Genomic DNA, 19,933 nt, shown 5'->3' with positions numbered 1-19,933 from the left:
AGGCCATGAAAGACACACACTGCCCAGCGAGGAGGCACAGATCATGGGGGATCTAGCAATAGATTTCTGTGGCGAATGGTACGAACCGTCTGACGAGGACGTCTTTGACATTGGCCGCGAAGGCGACCTCGAAGTCGACGATAACCCTTACCTGCACCGGCGTTTCCTGCAGATCGCCCGGTATGACGGCATCTGGTGGCTCAGCAACGTGGGCAGCATGCTGTCCGCCACCATCGCCGATGGTTCCGGCGGCATGCAGGCCTGGCTTGCACCGGGTGCCCGCATTCCGCTGGTTTTCAGCCACACCAACGTCATTTTCACGGCCGGACCCACCACGTACGAATTCGCCGTGCATCTGAAGACGCCCTCGTTCCGGCACGAAGCCCGTGACGAGGACCAGGCCGGCGACACCACCATTGGTCCCGTGGTGTTCACCGACTCGCAGAAGGCACTGATTGTTGCCTTGGCCGAGCCCATGCTCCGCCGTGAAGGCACCGGGTTCAGCGCCATCCCGTCCTCGGCCGAGGCTGCCAAGCGGCTCGGCTGGGCCCTGACCCGGTTCAACCGGAAGCTGGACAACGTGTGCGACAAGCTGGACCGCGTGGGCGTCGTGGGCCTGCGTGGGGGAGCGGGCAAACTCGCCACCAACCGCCGCGCCCGCTTGGTGGAGCACGCCGTGACCTCCCACCTGGTGACCGCCGCAGACCTGTACCTCCTGGAAACCGAGACTGGAGTCGACGAAGGATGAAGTTCCGCCTGACCTTGCGGCGAGACCCCGCGGAAGCAAAAGACCTCGCCGTCACGGTGGATGGCCGCGCCACGGTGGCCGATATCGCCACGGAACTCTGGGCAGCCGACCCCGCACGGAAGGGAACCGAACCGCCGTCGAACCTGTCCATCAGCGTGGACGAAGCGTTCGTGGGCGGCGGGCTCTCCGGCCAGATCCTCAAGCCTGCCGACAACCTGCTGGAGTCCGGACTGCGGCCCGGCTCGCGTGTGTCGCTGGCCCAAGTGAGCGAACAGTTCGCCTCGACCGGGCACGGCGTGGACCGCGGACCCGCTGCGGCCACCTTGCGCGTCATGGCAGGGCCCGACGTCGGACGCGAATTTTCGCTGCCCTTCGGCACCAGCTACATCGGCCGGGACCGGGACGTCGACATCAGGTTGAGCGACCCGTTGACGTCCAAGCGCCACGCGCGGATCACCGTGGGCGAAACGGTGGAAATCGTTGACACCAACTCGGCCAACGGCCTCCTGATGGATGGCCTGCCCGTCACCCGGGCCACGTTGGAATCCTCGGATACGGTCACCCTGGGCGACACCACCGTGGGAGTGGTTTCGCTTTCCAGAAACCACTCCGGCGGGCCGACGTCGCCGCTGGTGGATTTCAACCGCTCGCCGCGCGTGGTGCCGAGGTTCGAATCGCCCAAACGGGTACCGCCGGCAGGCCCGAAGCGACCTGAGCACCAGCCGTTCCCGTACATCATGCTCATCACGCCGCTCCTGATGGGTGGTGTCCTGTTCGCCCTGACGCAGAACTTGCTCTCGGTGATCTTCATGGCCATGATGCCGCTGTTCGTCGTGGGCCATTATGTGGACCACAAGATGCAGGGCAAGAAGCAGGCCAAGGAAGGGCACAAGCACTTCAGGGCTGCCATGCTGGCCTTCCGCGAGGACATCGACCGGCAGCAGAACATCGAGCGTGCCGTCCGGTTGCAGGAGGCGCCCTCCGTCAGCGACACCGTGGATGCTATCTACAAGCTGGGACCGCTGCTCTGGACCAACCGGCCCGAACACCAGCACTTCCTGGGCGTAAGGTTCGGCCTTGGGTCCGCGCCGTCCCGCATCCAGTTCGACGAGCCCGGTGCCAACGAGACCGAACCCAAGTACATGCGGGAAATCCAGGAGTGCCTGCAGCAAGTCCGCATCATCGAAGGCGTTCCCATCGTGTCCCAACTGCGGACCTCGGGATCCTTTGGCGTGGCGGGCGACCGCAGCGTGGTGGACGACGTTGCCCGGGGCATGGTGCTCCAGTTGGTGGGCCTCCATTCGCCGGCGGAACTGGTTGTCACGGCGTTGACGTCCCCGCGCTCCCGTGAGCGCTGGGACTGGCTGCAGTGGCTGCCGCACGTCGGTTCCGGCCACAGCCCGCTCTCCGGCGACCACCTTGCCGCCGGCCCGGCCGCCGGATCCACGCTGCTGTCCCGCCTGGAGGACCTCGTGGAACAGCGCGAAGCGCAGGCCAAAGAACCCGGGCAGCAGCCCAGGCCCGGGCTCAAGGACGAGCACGAGGACACTCCCGGCCCGGTGGTCCCCGCAGTGCTGGTGGTGGTGGAAGACGACGCCCCCGTGGATCGCGGACGCCTCACCCGTCTCGTGGAACGCGGCCCGGATTATGGGGTCCACGTCATGTGGGTGGCAGCCAACGTGCAGTCACTTCCGGCCGCTTGCCGGGATTTCCTCTCCGTCGACGGCGATCACGGCACCACCACGGGACAGGTCCGGCTGGGCCGCCACACCTACCCGGTCAGCTGTGAAAGCCTCGACGCCGGACTGGCAACGCAACTCGCCCGGATGATGTCGCCCCTGGTGGACGTCGGCAATCCGCTCGAGGACGATTCCGACCTGCCCCGCGCGGTGTCCTACGCTGCGCTGATCGGCAAGGAATTCATGGACAACCCGCAGTCGGTGGCCGAGCGGTGGCGGGAGAACAACTCCGTGCACGCCAGCGCCGTACCCAACCGCAAGGACAACGGCAGCCTGCGGGCCCTGGTGGGATCGAAGGGCGTGGAGCCCTTCTACCTCGACCTCAAGAACGAGGGGCCCCACGCACTGGTGGGTGGAACCACGGGCGCCGGCAAGTCCGAGTTCCTGCAGTCGTGGGTGATGGGCATGGCCGCCGCTTACAGCCCGGACAGGGTCAGTTTCCTGTTCGTGGACTACAAGGGTGGCGCTGCCTTCGCGGACTGCCTGCACCTGCCCCACACGGTTGGCCTGGTGACCGACCTTTCGCCGCACCTGGTAAGACGGGCGCTGACCTCGCTCCGCGCCGAACTGCACTACCGCGAACGCCTGCTGAACCGGAAGAAAGCCAAGGACCTCCTTGCCCTGCAGCGCGAAGCGGACCCCGAGGCACCCCCGTACCTGATCATCATCGTGGACGAATTCGCGGCCCTGGCCACCGAGGTCCCGGAGTTCGTGGACGGCGTGGTGGACGTGGCCGCCCGTGGCCGTTCCCTCGGCCTGCACCTGATCCTGGCCACCCAGCGTCCTGCCGGCGTCATCAAGGACAACCTCCGGGCCAACACCAACCTCCGGGTGGCCCTCCGCATGGCCGATGAAGTGGATGCCGTGGACATCCTGGGTGTTCCCACAGCAGCCTACTTCGATCCCTCCATTCCCGGCCGAGGTGCCGCCAAGACCGGTCCGGGACGGATCCAGGGTTTCCAGACCGGCTACGCCGGCGGCTGGACCACGGACAAACCGCAGCGGCCCCGCATCGACATCGTGGAAATGGCCTTTGGCTCAGGACCGTCGTGGGAGCCGCCGCCAGCCACGGACGTCATGGAAGATCCGGCCGGTCCCAACGACATTGCCCGGATGACAGCCAACATCATCAGGGCCGCGGACGTGCTGGAGATCGAGCCTCCCCGCAAGCCGTGGCTCAACGAACTCGCCACCACCTACGACTTCTCCAAGCTGCCCAATCCCCGCACGGATGAGCGGCTGTTGCTCGGTGTTGCCGACGATCCTGCCCACCAGGACCAGCCCACGGTGTTCTACGAACCTGACCGCGACGGCAACATGGCTGTCTACGGAACCGGCGGCTCCGGTAAGTCGGCCGCGCTGCGGGGCATCGCGATCGCCGCTGCCGTGACTCCCCGCGGCGGTCCCGTCCATGTGTACGGGATCGACTGCGGATCCTCCGGCCTGAAGATGCTGGACGGCCTGCCGCACGTTGGCGAAATCATCAACGGCGACGACGTGGAAAGGGTAGGCCGGCTCCTGCGCTGGCTCAAGGACATCGCCGATGACCGGGCCACCCGCTTTGCCGAGGTCCGGGCCTCCACCATCGTGGAGTACCGGGAGCTGGCCAACCGACCCGACGAGAAGCGTCTCTTCATCCTCGTGGACGGCATGTCCTCCTTCCGCGAGGGCTACGAGTACAGCAACCTGTCCGCACTGTGGGACATCTTCCTCCAATTGGCCACCGACGGACGTCCCCTGGGCATCCACCTGGTTATTGCCGGTGACCGTCCCAACTCCGTCCCGGCGTCGCTCCTTGCTTCCATCCAGAAGCGGCTGGTCCTGAGGCTGAGCTCTGAAGACGACTACATGACCCTCGATGTTCCCAAGGACGTCCTCAACGCGGCTTCGCCTCCCGGGCGTGGGCTGCTTGACGGCCTGGAAGTGCAGCTCGCCGTGCTGGGTGGAAACTCCAACCTGGCCCTCCAGGCCCGCGAAGTATCCAAGCTCAGCCAAGCCATGGTCCGCCAGGGCCTGGACCACGCGCCGCAGATCCAGCGCCTGCCCGAACTCGTGGACCTGGACATCCTCCCGGTGGGTTCTGCCGACAACCCGGTGATCGGCGTCGACGACGAGACTCTCGGCTCTGCTGCCATCGCCGCCAAGGGCCCGTTGTTGTTGGCCGGGCCTCCCGGCTCCGGACGCACCGTCGCCCTGGTCACGCTCGCCTACGCCTTGCGGCGCTCGAACCCGCGCACGGACCTGATCTACATCGGTTCGCGCCGGTCGGCTGTGGCGTCCCTGAACATCTGGAGCCGTTCCCTGGTGGGTCCCGACGAAGTCTCGGACGTGGTTGACGACCTCGTAGACAAGGCCGCGGACAACCCCGGCACAATGGCAATCTTCATCGAAGGCCTGACCGAGTTCACGGACACGCTGGCCGAGTCCGGGGTGGGACGGCTTGTCACCGCTGCCATCAAGGCCGACCAGTGGGTGGTGGGCGAGTCCGAAACGTCCACGTGGTCGCAGGCATGGTCGCTGGCCCAGCCCTTCAAATCGGGCAGGCGCGGATTGCTGCTCAACCCGGGCGACGTGGAAGGCGACAGCCTCCTCAACACCTCCCTTGGACGCCTCGGCAAGGACTTCATTCCGGGCCGCGGCTACATCGTTGGGCGAGGCAAGGTACGGAAGCTGCAAGTGGCCATGCCCCCGGAGAACCGCGGCTAGGATTTGCATCTGCATGGCCTCGTGTAGGAGGATGCCGAAAACATTCGCCTTTCCGGATCGCCTCAAGCGCCCCAACGCCCAAGCGAGGTCATGCTCCATGCAACGCACCGTTCTCCATACCGTGATGCCCTCCGGCCTGCGACGCCGGGTGCCTGCCGTCCTGGCGGGTATCCTGCTCGCCGCAGGCGCGTGGGTGCTGCCGCAAACGGCCGCCCACGCGGCGCCGTGTGTTCCGGCGACTGCCGGTTCGTGCCCGTCCTTGGCCGCGCCAACGGAACCGACGCCGACCCAGCCGGGCCTGGCGCCGGAAACGGGCAAGACGAAGCCCACGCCCCGGCCTGAGCCGACGCGCGTCCGTGAGACCCAGCAGCAGCCGGCTCCTGCTCCGGCGGCGCCGGCACCCGCGGTGCAGGCGCCACAACCTGCGGTTGTCCAGGCGCCGGCAACAGTTGAGCCCGAGGCGACCCAACCGCCGTCGGCCGCTCCTGAACCGAGCACGACGGCGGCAGCCCCGGCTACCGCTTCGGCGAGCCCTTCCGCGAGCCCCAGCCCCTCGAAGTCCTCCAATTGGGACACGCCCATCGACAAGGGCAAGGAAACGCAGGCTGCCGTGCTGGCCAACGCGAGCTACAACGGGCCGAACCTGATGGGCCTGTTCGGGATCCTCGGCGGTGTGCTGCTGGTTGGCCTGGGCGGTCTGGCCTTCGCCCTGTGGAGCAAGAACCGCCTGTCCTCGCACTGACCGCGGGCACATATTGTCACTGCCTTTTGGCAAGATAGACCCTGTGAGCACTCCAGAGAATCCAGATCGGGTCGAAACCACCTCCAGGGCCGCCGCGGCCATCGTCGCTGAGGAGGTGGCGCCGCCGTCGGAGAACCTCCGGGACGAATACCAGGAATTGGCGGACCTGGTCCGGAAGTATCGGTACGCCTATTACCAGGAAGACGCACCGACGGTTTCCGACGCTGAGTACGACGTCCTGTACCGGCGCCTGGAGGAAATGGAAGCGCTCCACCCGGAGTTGGTTTCCAACGATTCACCCACCCAGGAGGTCGGCGGCGAAGTATCCGCCGCCTTCGCCGCGGTGGAGCACTTGCAGCGCATGTACAGCCTTGACGATGTTTTCTCCCTCGACGAGTTGGAGGCCTGGGTCCGCAAGGCCGAAGCGACGGTGGCCAAGTTGGGAGACCGGGTTCCGCCCATTGCGTGGCTGACCGAGCTGAAGATCGACGGTCTCGCCGTCAATCTCCTCTACCGCGACGGCAAGCTGGTCCGCGCTGCCACCCGCGGCGACGGAACCACGGGTGAGGACATCACCCACAACGTGCTCACCATCAAGGAGATCCCACGGCAGCTGAGCGGTTCGGGCTATCCGTCCGAGGTGGAGATCCGCGGTGAGGTGTTCATCCCCTCGAAGGCCTTCGTCGAGTTCAACGAGGCTTTGGTCGCAGCCGGCAAGGCCCCTCTGGCCAACCCCCGTAACGCCGCGGCCGGTTCCCTCCGGCAAAAGGATCCGGCCGAAACGGCCAAGCGCCCACTCAGCATGTTCGTCCACGGCATCGGTGCCCGGGAAGGGCTGGAAGCCACCAGCCAGTCGGAGACGTACAGGCTGCTGGGCGAATGGGGGCTGCCCGTCAGCCCCTATTCGAAGGTCCTGGACACCTATGAAGGCGTTTTGGAGTTCATCGCGAACTATGGCGAGAAGCGCCATAGCCTCCTCCACGAGATCGATGGCATCGTGGTCAAAATCGACGACTTCGCCACGCAGCGGGCCCTCGGTTACACATCCCGCGTGCCCCGTTGGGCAGCGGCCTACAAGTACCCTCCGGAAGAAGTCCACACCAAACTCCTGGACATCATGGTGAACGTTGGCCGGACGGGCCGCGTGACGCCGTTCGGTCTCATGGAACCGGTCAAGGTTGCAGGCTCCACGGTGGGCATGGCCACGTTGCACAACCAGGACGTGGTGAAGGCCAAGGGCGTCATGATCGGGGACATCGTGATCCTCCGCAAGGCTGGAGACGTGATCCCGGAGATCGTCGGTCCCGTCCTCGCCTTGCGCGACAAGCAGGAACCTCCCGTCCGCGAATTCGTCATGCCCACGGAGTGCCCGTCCTGCGGCACGCCCCTGGCGCCGTCCAAGGAAGGCGACGTGGACATCCGGTGCCCCAACGGAAAGTCCTGCCCGTCCCAGTTACGTGAGCGCGTGTTCCACGTAGCCAGCCGCGGAGCCTTCGATATCGAGGCCCTGGGTTGGGAAGCCGCGATCGCCCTGACCCAGCCCGCCGAGCCGGAAATCCCTCCGCTCACCAGCGAAGCCGCGCTGTTCAGCCTGACCCGGGAAGACCTGGCCAACGTACTGATCCGCCGCGAAAAGAAGTCCAAGGGCGTGGCCACCGGCCAGTATGAGTTGGTGCCGTACTTCTACACCAAGGCAACGGCCAAGACTCCTTCCAAGCCGACCGCCACCACGGAGAAGCTCTTCGCCGAACTGGAGAAGGCAAAGAAGCAGCCGCTGTGGCGCGTGCTGGTGGCACTGTCCATCCGGCACGTTGGCCCCACGGCGTCGCGTGCCCTGGCAACGAACTTCGGCAGCATGGACGCCATCAGAAATGCCACCGAAGAACAGCTCGCCCACGTTGACGGCGTAGGGCCCACCATCGCGGCCGCCCTCACAGAGTGGTTCGCCGTGGATTGGCACAACGAGATCGTGGAGAGCTGGGCCGCCGCGGGGGTGCGCATGGAGGACGAGCGGGACACCGCAACCCCGCGCACCCTGGAAGGGCTCACCATTGTGGTCACGGGATCCCTGCCCAACTTCAGCCGCGACGAGGCCAAGGAAGCCATCATCATCCGCGGTGGCAAGGCTGCCGGATCGGTGTCCAAGAACACCAGTTACCTGGTGGCCGGTGAGGCCGCCGGAACCAAGCTGGACAAGGCCGAACAGCTGGGCATCCCGGTGCTGGATGAGGACGGCTTCCGTGAGCTGCTGGCCAACGGGCCCGCCGTTCCAGACACCCAGGAAGGCGAAGGAGAAGCCTCGGTGCCGGTTGAAGGGGATGCCGAATGACCGGGCAGCACGTCGACGTCCTGGACCTGTTGGAAGCGGCCAAGAAGGCTGCCGCCGCCGGTGCGGCCGTGTTGGCCCGGCGCTCTGTCTCGGGCAGCGGCGGCGATGGCCTGGGCATGTCCAACAAGGGCGAGGCCGGGGACTGGGTCACCGAGTTCGACGTTGCCGCGGAGAACGCCGTGCGCAAGGCCATCAATGAGGCCCGCCCGAACGACACCGTGACCGGCGAGGAACACGGCACCACCCGGCCGGAGGATGCCTCCGGATACCGCTGGTCGATCGACCCGCTGGACGGCACCACCAACTTCATCCGCAACATCGCCTACTACGCCACGTCGGTGGCGGTCGCGGATGCCGACGGCGTGTGGCTGGCCGGCGTGGTGCACGCACCGGCCTTGGGACGCGTCTATTCGGCGGCCAGGGGTCACGGTGCCTGGCTGGAAGCAGCGGGGGAGTCCACGCGGCTGGCCGGTCCCGTACCGGGGCGGAAGGGGCTGATCCTGGCCACGGGATTCAGTTACGATCCCGCCACGCGCGCCAGCCAGGCAGAAGGGCTGGTGGGGCTCATTGACAGCTTCGCGGACATTCGAAGGCTCGGCTCCGCAGCACTTGACCTCTGTTTCGTGGCGGACGGCACCGTTGACGCGTTCGGCGAGCGTGGCTTGAACGAGCACGACTTCGCCGCGGGCGCTTTGATTGCGGAGGAAGCGGGCTGCTGGGTTCGCAGGCCGAAGCTCGCCAGCCCGCTCGACGGCGGCCCAAGCACCGAGGATCGGTTGGCGGCGTGGATGTGTGCCGGCACGTTGGAGTTGTCCGGCACGTTCCCGCTGTGATGTCCCCATGATCCGTACCCTGGCCATCGCCAACTACCGTTCCATCCGTGACCTGACCATGGAGCTTCATGGGCTGGATGTGGTGACCGGGGCCAACGGCAGCGGAAAGTCGTCCCTGTACCGGGCGCTGCGCTTGTTGGCGGAGTGTGCCGGCGGGGACTCGGGCAACGTGGTGGGTTCCTTGGCCCGTGACGGTGGACTGGCGTCCACGCTGTGGGCGGGACCCGAGACCATCAGCGAGGCCATGCGGCGTGGAGAGGTGCCGGTCCAGGGCACCGTCCGGACGGACGTCATCAACCTGAAGCTGGGCTATTCGGGGGATGACTTCGGGTACCTGGTGGATCTCGGCATCCCGGTGCCGGGCGGAGCGGGCTTTGATGAGGAAACCGGCAGGCCACGTCCCACGGCGTTCAGCCGCGATCCCGAAATCAAGCGGGAGCAGATCTTCTCGGGGCCGGTGGCGCGGCCCGGCTCGTTGCTGGTGGACCGCAAGGGAGGCTTGGCCCGGCTCCGGGGACCGGACGGAGACTGGGCCGAGCTTTCCCGTCGACTGGATACGTTCCAGAGCATGCTGACCGAGGTCTCGGACCTGGACAGGGCTCCCGAAGTCCTCCGGGTCCGGGATTCGGTGCGCTCTTGGCGTTTCTACGACCATTTCCGGACCGATGCGGACGCGCCGGCCAGGCAGGCACAGTTGGGGACCCGTACACCGGTACTGCACCACAGCGGCAAAGACCTGGCGGCGGCCCTGCAGACCCTCCGGGAGGTGGGCTTCGAGCGGCAGTTGGATGCCGCCGTCGATCATGCCTTCCCGGGGAGCCGGCTCAGCGTCGCGGTGAGCGAGGAAGGCCGGTTCAGTATTGAGCTGAAACAGCCCGGGATGCTCAGGCCCATGAAGGCGGCGGAACTCTCGGACGGGACTCTTCGTTTCCTGCTGCTGACCGCGGCCCTCCTGACACCCCGCCCGCCGGAGCTCATGGTGCTCAACGAACCCGAGACCAGCCTCCACGTGGACCTGATGCCGGCACTGGCAGGACTGATCGTCCAGGCCAGTGCCAGCAGCCAGGTGATAGTGGTGACCCACTCCGAGGCCCTGCTGAGGGCGCTGCGGGACAGCGGCGAAGCCCACGAACACGAGCTCTACAAGGATCTTGGCGAGACCAGGATCAAGGGACTGGGCTCGCTGGAGGGTCCGCTGTGGAGCTGGCCCAAGCGCTAGAAGGCAGAGCCGATGGAGGTCAGTTCGCGTGCCTCGGCGTTCGCGAAACGGTTCTCCGGCCGGGCCAGACCATAGTGGCCGCGCAGCGTGGACGCCGTGTACTCGGTCCGGAACAACCCACGCTGCTGGAGGATGGGCACCACCTGGTCCACGAAGACTTCCAGCCCGGAGGGCAGTACCGGCGGCATGATGTTGAAGCCGTCGGCGGCACCGGCGTCGAACCAGTCCTGGATGGCGTCCGCAACCTGTTCAGGCGTGCCGGAGAACGTACGGTGCCCACGGCCTCCGCCAAGGCGCCCGATGAGCTGGCGGACTGTCAGTTGCTCGCGCCGTGCGAGTTCCACGATCAGCGTGTAGCGGCTCTTGGCACCCTCAATCTCGTCCTCGGACGGGAGATCGGCCGGCAGTTGGCGGTCCAAGGGAAGATCCTCGGGTGAGAGTCGCAGGGTCTTGGCCAGTTGTTCCCGGGCGTACTCGGGCTTGATCAGCTCATCCAGTTCGCGTTCCAGCTTGAGGGCTTCGGCTTCGGTGGATCCGATCACGGGAACGATGCCCGGCAGGATCTTGATGCCTTCGGGATCCCTTCCCACGGCCGCGGTGCGTGCCTTGAGGTCGGCATAGAAAGCTTGCGCGTCGGCCAAGGTTTGGTGGGCGGTGAACACGGCTTCGGCGTACTGCGCAGCGAGCTTCTTGCCGTCGTTGGAGGACCCGGCCTGGACTATCAGCGGGTGGCCCTGCGGGGACCGCGGAACGTTCAAGGGACCGCGGACCCGGAAGTGCTTGCCCACGTGCTCAATGGCGCGGATCTTGGTGGAATCTCCCCACACGCCCTCCGCCTTGTCGGCCAGCACGGCGTCGTCCTCCCAGCTGTCCCAGAGCTTCTGCGCAACCTCAAGGAATTCCGCGGCCCGCTCGTAGCGGACAGCGTGGGCGGGCTGGTCGTCCACGCCGAAGTTCCGGGCGGCATCCGGACCGGCCGTCGTCACGACGTTCCACCCCGCACGGCCGCCGCTGACCCAGTCCACGGATGCGAAACGGCGGGCGAGGTTAAAGGGCTCGTTGTAGGTGGTGGAAGCGGTGGCGATCAGGCCGATCTTCTGCGTTGCAGCTGCGATGGCCGTGAGCAGGACAGTGGGTTCCAGCTTGCCGACTGGACGCCTGCCCACTTCGCCGAACAGCACGGGGGAATCGGCGAAGAAGATGGAGTCCAGCTTGCCCCGTTCGGCGGTCCGGGCCAGGTGCTGGTAGTGCTCGATCCTGGTGGAGGAGAGGGGATCGCTTTCGGGAAGCCGCCAGGATGCTTCGTGGTGGCCGGTGCTCATGAGGAAGGCGTTGAGGTGGAGGTGGCGTGGCGGAGTAGTCATGGTTGATTCCTTTGCGGGTTGGGATTCAGGCAGCGGCTGTGACGCCCAGGGCGCCCAGCAGTTCGGTTCGGAGGGCGGAATGTTCGACGGCGGTTCCGGCCTCGCGGGAACCGGTGACACGTTCCAGGGCCACACGGCCGTCCTGGAGCACGATGACCCGGTCGGCGAGCGTGATCGCTTCGTCCACATCATGGGTGACCAGCAGCACGGCAGGACGATGCGCGGCAACCAGGTCCTTCAACAGGGCATGCATCTTCAAACGGGTGAGCGCGTCCAAGGCCCCGAAGGGTTCATCGGCCAGCAGCAGCCGGGGTTCCCGGACCAGCGACCGTGCCAAGGCGACGCGCTGCTGTTCGCCTCCGGACAACTCATGGGGCCACGCCTTCTCCCGTCCGGCAAGCCCCACTTCGGCGAGTGCGCGGCGGCCGCGGGCATCGGCGTCGTGATCCTTCAAGCCCAAGGTGACGTTGCCAAGCACGGTGTCCCACGGCAGCAGCCGCGAATCCTGGAACACCACGGACACTTGTTCGGGAACCTGGACCACGCCGCTTCCGCGGACGTCCCGGTCCAGCCCGGCGAGGGCACGCAAGAGGGTGCTCTTGCCGCAGCCGCTGGGTCCCAGGAGGGCCACGAACTCGCCGGGAGCAATGTCCAGGTCTACGCCGTTGAGGACGCCCTTCGGTCCGAAGCTGCGGATGAGGTTGCGGACGGAAACCTCCCGGGTGGGAGGGGCGGTGAGGCTTAGCCCGCCAGTGTTCGCTGCCATGACAGGGCCTTTCGTTCTAGGAGCCGGACGGCTGCATCTGAGAGGAGTCCGAGGATGCCGTAGACGGCCAGTCCCAGGACGATGATGTTGGTTTGGCCGTAGGTGCGGGCGAGCTCCATCATGTAGCCGATGCCGCTGGTGGAGTTGATCTGTTCCACCACCACCAGGGATACCCAGGCGCCCGTCACGGCGAAGCGCAGGCCCAGGAAGAAACCGGGAAGCGCCCCAGGCAGGACCACCCTGCGCAGGAACCCTGCCCGGCTGAGTCCCACTGTTTGGGCCAGTTCGACGTACCGCAGATCGATGCCGCGCAGTCCGGCGTGGGTCTGCAGGTAGATCGGGACGAACACGCCCAGGGTGATGGTGAGGAACTTCATGGTTTCGTCGATGCCGAACCAGAGGATCAGCAGCGGAATAAGCGCCAGGCCGGGAATGGCTCGCTTGATCTGCACGGGACCGTCGATCAGTGATTCACCTACCCGGCTGAGTCCGGCCAATAACGCCAGCACTGCGCCCACGATGATTCCGAAGAACAGGCCGAGCCCGGCCCGCTGTGCCGAGATGGCGAGGTGTTCCTGGAGGCGGCCATCGGCAATGAGTTCGCCTGCGGTGCTGACGACGGTCCACGGTTCGGAGAGGATGCGTGGATCCAGGAGTCCTGTCGCGGAGGCGAGCACCCAGAGCAGGACCAACGCCGCGGGTCCCACGAGTCCGGCGAAGCGGCGCCGCGGACCGGGGCCAAGCCGCCGGGTGCCTGGCCTGACGTCGGGCCGGCCGGCAAGCGCCGGGTCCAGATGGGGCGCGACGGCGGAGCCTGGCCGGGTGCCGCCGTCGGGCGTTGCGGTGGCGCGGAAGGACGAACGGCGGGCTGCGGCCGTGGTGGTCATGCTGTTCCTCCCTTGGCTGCGTACGCGTTACCGCCGATGGCCTCGAAACGAAGGTCGTAGAGTTTGGCGGCGTCCAGCTTGGGCTTCTTCTGTTCGCGGGCCAGCAGGTCGATGGTCTGCTGGTGGCGGGCGATGGCCTCGGACCAGGATGTGGGCAGTTCGCGCACTCCGGCCGAGTCGATCAGGTACTGGCCGTCTTCCGCGGAGAGGCCCTGGTTCTCCACGTAGTACCCCTCCAGCCATTCCTGGGGGTGGTCCTGGATCCAGCGCTGGGCCTGGCCCCACAGCCCGACGTATTCGGCGAGGGCGGCGGCCTTGGCGGGGTCGTCGAGGACCTTGGCGGGGGAGTAGAGATGGCCTGGATCATCGCGGAGTCCGTGCCGGAGGGTCGTACCGCCGTCGGCGCCATACTTGGCCAGGTAGCGCTTGATCTGCACACCACCCAGCGGTGCGGCGTCCACCTGCTTGCTGGAGAGGGCCGTGGAGTAGGCGTCACCAGTGCTGGGCAGTTCCACCAACTTCACGTCGCTTTGCTGCAACCCGGCTTTCTCCAGCACCCGGAGCACCAAGGCGCCCTGGGCCTGCCCTGGGCTGTAGGCGATCTTCTTTCCGCGGAGCCCTTGCAGGTCCGTGATTCCGGCGCCGGGCGCGATGCCCAGTTCGTAGAGCGGATGGTTGACGGCGTCCTCGCGGAATACGCTGGCGATGATGCGGACGTCCAGGCCGGTCCATGTGGCATGGATGGGCGGGATGTCCGCTACCGAGCCGACGTCCAGCGCGTTGGCGCGGAAGGCTTCGGTGGTGGCGGGTCCGCCGGAGATGTTGGCGAACTTCACGGGAAAGCTGAGCTTCTTGTCCAGGCCGGACAATTCCAGGGCCACCTGTACCGTGGGATCGCCAACCACCAGGGTTGTCCCTGCCGGAACGGTAGTGGCCAGCGGCGTGGTGACCTGGGCTGCCTGCGTGGCTTGGGTGCCTGCGGTAGCCGTGGCGTTGCAGGCCGTGACGAAGGCGATAGCGGGGAGGGCAAGGAAGCCACCAAGGATCTGGCGTCGGTTGGGGGTGTTCTTGGGTGGCGTGGTGAACGGTTTTTGGGCGCGGGGGAACGCGGAAAACATGGAAAGCCTTTCAGGTGCGGAGGTCTGCCGGGCCGGGGAAGGGCCGCAGGAGGCAGGGTGTGCTGGTCGCTTAGTGCTGAAGGCAAGGGGGACAGCAGGAATGCGCCGGCATGGCAAGGGTGGCTGCGTTGGCCTGGAGCATGGTTCCTCCTGTTCGTGTTCCGGTGATGGTGCGGTTGATCCGTGTGGCAACTCAAACACGGGCTGAATGCCCCGCGCCAGCTTTGTGAAACAGCCCGCAATGGCAGGAAATCCGGCTTCACGCCAGGAAACGCAACTCAATCCTGGGCCACGCGGAGCAACACAAAACGCCGGATAAGACTGATAGTTCGGTCACGGAAACCGCCGTTTCGCGCAGTGCAACTCCTGGTTACCACTATCATTGACAGGTGCTTTCGCCGATTACCGTCCGCCCCGCCCTGCCCGAAGACTACGACGCCGTTGCCCGCATCACGCTGGACTCCTACGTCACTGCGGGCTACTACGGCAGCGCCGACCATCCCTACCTGCTGGAACTGCAGAACGTAGCGGGCCGGGCGAAACACGCCGACATCCTGGTGGCTGAGCGCGACGGCCAGATCATTGGCTCGGTCACGGCCGCCCCCGCCGGTGGCGGTTTTTCGGACATCGGACTGGAAGGCGAGCTGGAACTGCGGACCCTCGTGGTGGACCCGGCAGTCCAGCGTTCAGGTGCCGGGCGCGCCTTGGTGCAGGCCGTCGTCGAGCAGGCGCAGGCGACCGAAGGCATCGACGCCGTGTGCCTGACTACCGGTGCCACGTGGGAAAGCGCCAACGCGCTGTACCAACGGACCGGCTTCGACCGCGCCCCCGAGCGGGACTGGTTCGTTCCGGGGACCGACATAAAGCTGTTCGTTTACAGGCTTGGGCTACAGCAGCCCTAAAGTTTTCCTCGGAATCCCGGCAACAGGCCGGGAAGCGACAGGAAAGGCGCAGCATGCGCAAGACATTCGGCTCGGGCTCGGTCTGGGAACAGACCCTCGGCTACTCCCGTGCAGTCCAAGTGGACAACACCCTCTTCATTTCCGCCACGGCGGCCTCAGGCCCGGACGGCATCGTCGGCGATGACTTCTACTCGCAGACCAAGTACATCCTGGAAAAGCTCGGCGCTGTCCTGGGAGAAGCCGGCTTTTCCTACGGGGACGTGGTGCAGTCCAAGTTGTACCTGACGGACATCAGCAAGTGGGAAGACGCCGGCCGCGCGCATGGCGAGGTCTTCGGCGAGATCCGTCCCACGCTCTCCCTGGTGCACGTGCTGCCGTTCCTGGACCCGCAGATGCTCGTGGAAATCGAGCTCGTGGCGCAAAAGTCCGCTTAGCGCACCCAACTGGGGGACAGTAACTGCCTCACTGAACGCTGAGTGGAACGTTTGCTGTCCCCCACTTGGGTCAGCCCGGGATGCCGTAGCGGTGTTCCGGGCGGCCCGTGGTTCCGTAGCGCAGTTGGATTTCGACGGCGCCATCGTCCGCGAGCGAGGACAGGTACCTTTGCGCTGTGGCCCGGGAGACGCCCACCCGGTCCGCGACTTCCGCGGCCGAATATTGTTCGCCCGCCACCAGCGACTCCAGCACGGCCGCTTCGGTTGCCGAACGCGGCTTCGCCGACGGCGTCACGTCGCCCGGGATGAGGGCCCGTTTGGCCCTTTCGATGCTGCCTTGGTCCACGCTGGGTTGTTGGCCGAGGATGCGGCGGTACCGGGCATAGGACCGGAGCTGCTGGGACAAGGACTCGGCGGTGAAGGGCTTCAGCAGGTAGCCCAATGCCCCGCGGCGCATGGCCACCCTGATGGATTGGGCATCCGAGGCCGCGGTCAGCATCACCGCGTCAACGTCGAGCTGGCCCAGGAGATCCAGTCCTGAGCCGTCGGGCAGGTAAACGTCCAAGAGCACCAGGTCCGGCCGGAGGCTGTGGATGGCCTGCAGCGCCTGGGACACGGAGCCTGCGGGGGCCAGGGCCATGAAACCCGCCACGGAATCGACGTAGGCCGCGTGCAGCCTGGCCACGTGGAAGTCGTCATCCACGATCAGCACCCTCAAGTCCTCAGCCACTGCTGTCCTTCCTCAATGTTGGGTTGGTGTCCGTCTCCGCAGGGTCCATGACTCCGGGGACACTTGCCATGAACACAGCCCCTGGACCACCCGTGCTGCCGGATTCGAGCACCCGGACGTCACCACCCCGGCGCCGGGCAAGTTGGCGGACCAAAGCAAGGCCCAAGCCCTGGCCGGCGCCCGGACGCACCGGATGGCCCGCCGTCGTAAATCCTTCCGCGAACACGTCCTCCGGTTCGATGCCGCCCAAACCGTCGCCCGAGTCTCCCACCAGGATGTGGAGGGTGCCGCCGTCGCGCGCGGGTTCGTCCAGGAGTTCAACCTCCACCCAGCGTTCCGTCGCCGAGCCGGCGACGGCGGCGTTCACGGCGTTGTCGATCAGGTTGCCCAGGACCGTGGTGACGTCCTGGGGGTCGGCCACGTGGCCGCGGACCAGGGTTTCGGGGCCGATGCGCAACGCCACGCCGCGCTCGGACGCCTCCACGCTCTTGGCGCCCACGAACGCCTGCAGATAGGTGTCCTGGAGCAGTTCGCCCTGCTCCACGGGGAACTTCAGTGGACCCGTGGCCGAGATCCGTGCCAGGTATTCCTTGGCGTGGTCGTGCTGTCCGATGCTCATGAAGCCGGCAATCGTGTGCAGTTGGTTGGCGAACTCGTGGCGCTGGGCGCGCAGGGCGGTGGACATGGTGCCCACGGCATCGAGTTGGCGGGTCAATTGCTGGAGCTCGGTGCGGTCCCTCAGCATGACCACCCAGCCCAGGTCCTCCTTGCGGTGCCAGGCCTTGCGCGCGCTGGCCACCAGCACGCGCCCGCCGGCCACCACTTCCACGGCCTCCGCGTCCTGGGCTGCCGGACGGGTGAGCTTTTTGAGTTGCTCCGGCACCGGGGCGGTGGCCCAGTCCTGGCCTGTGGCATCGGGAACGTCCAGGAGCCGGGAAGCTGCCGCGTTGAACACCGAAATCCGGCCGTCGGCGGCAATGCCGATCACGCCGTCGTCCACGCCTTGCAGGACTGCCACTTGGTCGTGGACCAAGGTGCTGATTTCTTCCGGCTCCAGTCCGAGGGTGAGCCGCTGCAACCGGTGGCGGAGCAGGAACGAGGCCAGGACGCCGGCCAGCAGGGCACCGCCCGCCGTCAGGGCAATGGGCACGATGTCCCGGGCCAGGCTCTTGCTGAGGGACTCCATGGAGTAGCCCACGCTGACCTCGCCAACGATCGCACCCGTGGACGTACCGGCACCATCGGGAGTGCCCGGCGCGTAGATCGGTACTTTCGCGCCGGCAGACGGGCCGAGTGTTCCCGTGTTGCGGGTGGTGATTTCCTGGCCACCCAAGGCCACTGACGGGTCCGTGCTCACCCGTTCACCCAGCCGGTCTGTCTCGGGGTGGGCCAGCCGCAATCCGGTTTCGTCGGTGATCACCACGAACAGTGCGCCGGTCCGGATCCGGGCGGCTTCGGCGGCCTCCTGCAAGGGGCCGGCAGCGAGTATTGCCGCGGGAGGGGTGCCCTCTTCCTTGCTGATTTCCTGGACGTCGGATCTGACATCGGGGTCAGCTGCCACGGTCCGGGCCAGGGTCAGCGCCTGGTTCTCGGCTTCCGTGCCGATGCGGTCGTAGACCAGCCAGGCGTGGACAGCTCCGCTGAGGAGAACCACCAGGAGTACGACGCCAAGCTGGAGGAGGAGTGTCTGGGTGGAGAAGCGCATACTGATCCGGCTGTTGCGGGGCACCTTCACTCCTTTCCTCCTGTTCCATTGAATCACTGAGCACAATGCGCAAAACGTTCGCAACGAGCAGTATTCCCATCAATACCCACAAACCTCACTGCGTGACGGAGGCCACCCTACGGTTTGTAGTGCGCATCACACCGAAGTGTTGCCATCACAGTAGTAAGGAGCCGGCCGTGCTGGTTTTGCTTGGATTCGCAATGATTGCGGTATTCATGGTCCTGATCATGACCAAAAAACTGACGCCAGTCCTGGCGCTGATCATCGTCCCCACCATCTTTGGCCTCTTCGCCGGTGCCGGACTCGGCATTGGGCCCATGGTCATGGACTCCATGAAATCCATGACCTCCACGGCCGCGCTCCTCATGTTCGCGATCATCTACTTCGGCCTCATGATCGACGTGGGACTCTTCGACCCCCTGGTGAAGTTCATCCTGCGCAAGCTCGGCAACGACCCCGCCAAGGTGGTCCTGGGCACGGCGATCCTCGCAGCCGCAGTCTCCCTGGACGGCGACGGCTCCACCACCTTCATCCTCACCACGGCCGCCATGCTTCCCGTCTACCTGCGCCTCAAGATGAGCCCCGTGGTCCTCACCTGTGTGGCCGGCCTGGCCAACGGCACCATGAACATCCTGCCTTGGGGCGGACCCACAGCCCGCGCCGCCACCGCGCTGCACCTGGACGTCAACGACGTCTTCGTTCCGATGGTCCCGTCCCTGGTCGTTGGCCTGATCGTCGTGCTGGTCTTCTCCTGGCTGCTCGGCCTGCAGGAACGCAACCGCCTCCGCGCCACCGCACCCGAAATCTGGGGCGAGGTCGCAGACCCATCAGAAGCGTTCGACGGCGGCAACGGCCGCGGCGGCAGTGTCGCCGGCGGTACGGGCCCGGGTTCGGCTAAGGGCCGCTTCGGTTTTGGCCGCACCGGCTCAACCCCGACGGCAGGCAAGCCGGGCACCGGCGGAGGTGCCGGCGTCGTGGTCCTGGAACGCACCGAAGAACTGGTTGACGAGCACGACACCGCCATGGCGGACACCGCACTGGACCCCAACCGTGCCACGCTGCGCCCCAAGCTCTTCTGGTTCAACCTGGCCCTGACCGTCGCCGTGATGGTGACGCTGGTGGCCAACATCATCCCGCTGCCGTTCGTCTTCATGGTCGGCTCGGCGGTCGCGCTCCTGGTCAACTTCCCCAAGGTCAAGGACCAGGGCGCCCAGTTGATCGCCCACGCACCGTCCATCGTGGCAGTGGTCAGCATGGTCATGGCAGCCGCAGTCCTCACGGGTGTCCTCAACGGCACGGGTATGGTCAAGGCAATGTCCGAGTGGCTCGTCCAGATCATCCCAGCCGACATGGGGCCGTTCATGGCAGTCATCACCGGCGTGCTCAGCATCCCCATGACGTTCTTCATGAGCAACGATGCCTTCTACTTCGGTGTCCTTCCCGTCCTTAGCGAGACTGCCGCACACTACGGTGTTGGCGCCGCGGACATGGCCCGTGCTTCCATCACCGGCCAGCCGTTCCACCTGCAGAGCCCGTTGGTCCCGGCCATCCTGCTGCTGGTCTCCCTGGCCAAAGTGGACCTGGGCGACCACCACAAGAAGGTCCTATGGCGCACCGCCGTCATCTCGCTGGTGATGCTGGCGGTCGGTGTCCTGACGGGAGCCATCGGCATCGGCTAACGTTCCGCCGT

General features: G+C 66.3%; 15 protein-coding genes. 9 read left to right on the top strand and 6 right to left on the bottom strand.

From position 1 onward, the window contains the following. The first annotated feature begins 43 nt into the window (after nt 1–43). The 6 genes from ACH488_RS17200 (at nt 44) to ACH488_RS17175 (ending at nt 10,316) form a co-directional block, all read left to right on the top strand. Nucleotides 44–748: a hypothetical protein gene (locus ACH488_RS17200; protein WP_397325788.1), complete on the top strand. Its 705-nt coding sequence runs from the start codon at nt 44–46 to the stop codon at nt 746–748. Then, entirely contained in the window at nt 745–5,193 is a 4,449-nt protein-coding gene (locus ACH488_RS17195) for an FtsK/SpoIIIE domain-containing protein (RefSeq protein WP_397325787.1), read from the top strand. Before ACH488_RS17200 ends, ACH488_RS17195 begins: the two co-directional genes overlap by 4 nt. Before the next feature lie 97 nt (nt 5,194–5,290). Further along, entirely contained in the window at nt 5,291–5,935 is a 645-nt protein-coding gene (locus ACH488_RS17190; protein ID WP_397325786.1) for a hypothetical protein, read from the top strand. 43 nt (nt 5,936–5,978) lie between these two features. Continuing rightward, nucleotides 5,979–8,264 carry an NAD-dependent DNA ligase LigA gene (gene ligA, locus ACH488_RS17185; protein ID WP_397325785.1) on the top strand — a complete coding sequence of 762 codons (2,286 nt, stop codon included), beginning with the start codon at nt 5,979–5,981 and terminating at the stop codon, nt 8,262–8,264. Further along, on the top strand, nt 8,261–9,097 hold the full coding sequence (locus ACH488_RS17180; RefSeq protein ID WP_397325784.1) for an inositol monophosphatase family protein: 837 nt from the start codon (nt 8,261–8,263) through the stop codon (nt 9,095–9,097). Before ligA ends, ACH488_RS17180 begins: the two co-directional genes overlap by 4 nt. A gap of 7 nt (nt 9,098–9,104) precedes the next feature. Continuing rightward, a complete protein-coding gene (locus ACH488_RS17175; protein WP_397325783.1) occupies nt 9,105–10,316 on the top strand; it encodes an AAA family ATPase in 1,212 nt (403 codons plus the stop codon). Here the strand turns inward: ACH488_RS17175 and ACH488_RS17170 are convergent. The 4 genes from ACH488_RS17170 to ACH488_RS17155 are packed head-to-tail and all read right to left on the bottom strand — an operon-like array spanning nt 10,313 to nt 14,451. Continuing rightward, the gene (locus ACH488_RS17170) at nt 10,313–11,680 is read right to left on the bottom strand and encodes an LLM class flavin-dependent oxidoreductase (RefSeq protein ID WP_397325781.1); all 1,368 of its coding nucleotides are present in this window, start codon (nt 11,678–11,680) and stop codon (nt 10,313–10,315) included. The genes ACH488_RS17175 and ACH488_RS17170 overlap by 4 nt on opposite strands. A gap of 25 nt (nt 11,681–11,705) precedes the next feature. Further along, nucleotides 11,706–12,446, bottom strand: a complete 741-nt coding sequence (locus ACH488_RS17165; RefSeq protein ID WP_397325780.1) for an ABC transporter ATP-binding protein — start codon at nt 12,444–12,446, stop codon at nt 11,706–11,708. Further along, nucleotides 12,422–13,333 carry an ABC transporter permease gene (locus ACH488_RS17160; RefSeq protein ID WP_397325779.1) on the bottom strand — a complete coding sequence of 304 codons (912 nt, stop codon included), beginning with the start codon at nt 13,331–13,333 and terminating at the stop codon, nt 12,422–12,424. The genes ACH488_RS17165 and ACH488_RS17160 overlap by 25 nt, the downstream gene beginning before the upstream one ends. Beyond that, a complete protein-coding gene (locus ACH488_RS17155; RefSeq protein ID WP_397325778.1) occupies nt 13,330–14,451 on the bottom strand; it encodes an ABC transporter substrate-binding protein in 1,122 nt (373 codons plus the stop codon). Before ACH488_RS17155 ends, ACH488_RS17160 begins: the two co-directional genes overlap by 4 nt. 389 nt (nt 14,452–14,840) lie before the next feature. Here ACH488_RS17155 and ACH488_RS17150 point away from each other — a divergent pair, with 389 nt between their 5' ends. Continuing rightward, nucleotides 14,841–15,353, top strand: coding sequence for a GNAT family N-acetyltransferase (locus tag ACH488_RS17150; protein WP_397325777.1), 513 nt, complete (start codon nt 14,841–14,843; stop codon nt 15,351–15,353). A gap of 53 nt (nt 15,354–15,406) precedes the next feature. Next, complete coding sequence (locus tag ACH488_RS17145; protein WP_397325776.1) at nt 15,407–15,787, top strand: RidA family protein; 381 nt, start codon at nt 15,407–15,409, stop codon at nt 15,785–15,787. 70 nt (nt 15,788–15,857) lie between these two features. On the opposite strand, the gene ACH488_RS17140 is transcribed toward ACH488_RS17145, so the two are convergent. Continuing rightward, nucleotides 15,858–16,517 carry a response regulator gene (locus tag ACH488_RS17140; RefSeq protein WP_397325775.1) on the bottom strand — a complete coding sequence of 220 codons (660 nt, stop codon included), beginning with the start codon at nt 16,515–16,517 and terminating at the stop codon, nt 15,858–15,860. After that, nucleotides 16,510–18,222, bottom strand: coding sequence for an ATP-binding protein (locus ACH488_RS17135; protein ID WP_397325808.1), 1,713 nt, complete (start codon nt 18,220–18,222; stop codon nt 16,510–16,512). Before ACH488_RS17135 ends, ACH488_RS17140 begins: the two co-directional genes overlap by 8 nt. Nucleotides 18,223–18,419: 197 nt before the next feature. Here ACH488_RS17135 and ACH488_RS17130 point away from each other — a divergent pair, with 197 nt between their 5' ends. Beyond that, nucleotides 18,420–19,922 carry a CitMHS family transporter gene (locus ACH488_RS17130; RefSeq protein WP_397325774.1) on the top strand — a complete coding sequence of 501 codons (1,503 nt, stop codon included), beginning with the start codon at nt 18,420–18,422 and terminating at the stop codon, nt 19,920–19,922. The last annotated feature ends 11 nt before the right edge of the window (nt 19,923–19,933 follow it).

It is taken from the genome of Paenarthrobacter sp. NPDC018779, assembly GCF_044391085.1.
In the GTDB taxonomy this organism is placed as follows: domain Bacteria; phylum Actinomycetota; class Actinomycetes; order Actinomycetales; family Micrococcaceae; genus Arthrobacter.
This window is presented reverse-complemented; position numbering and strand designations above follow the sequence as displayed.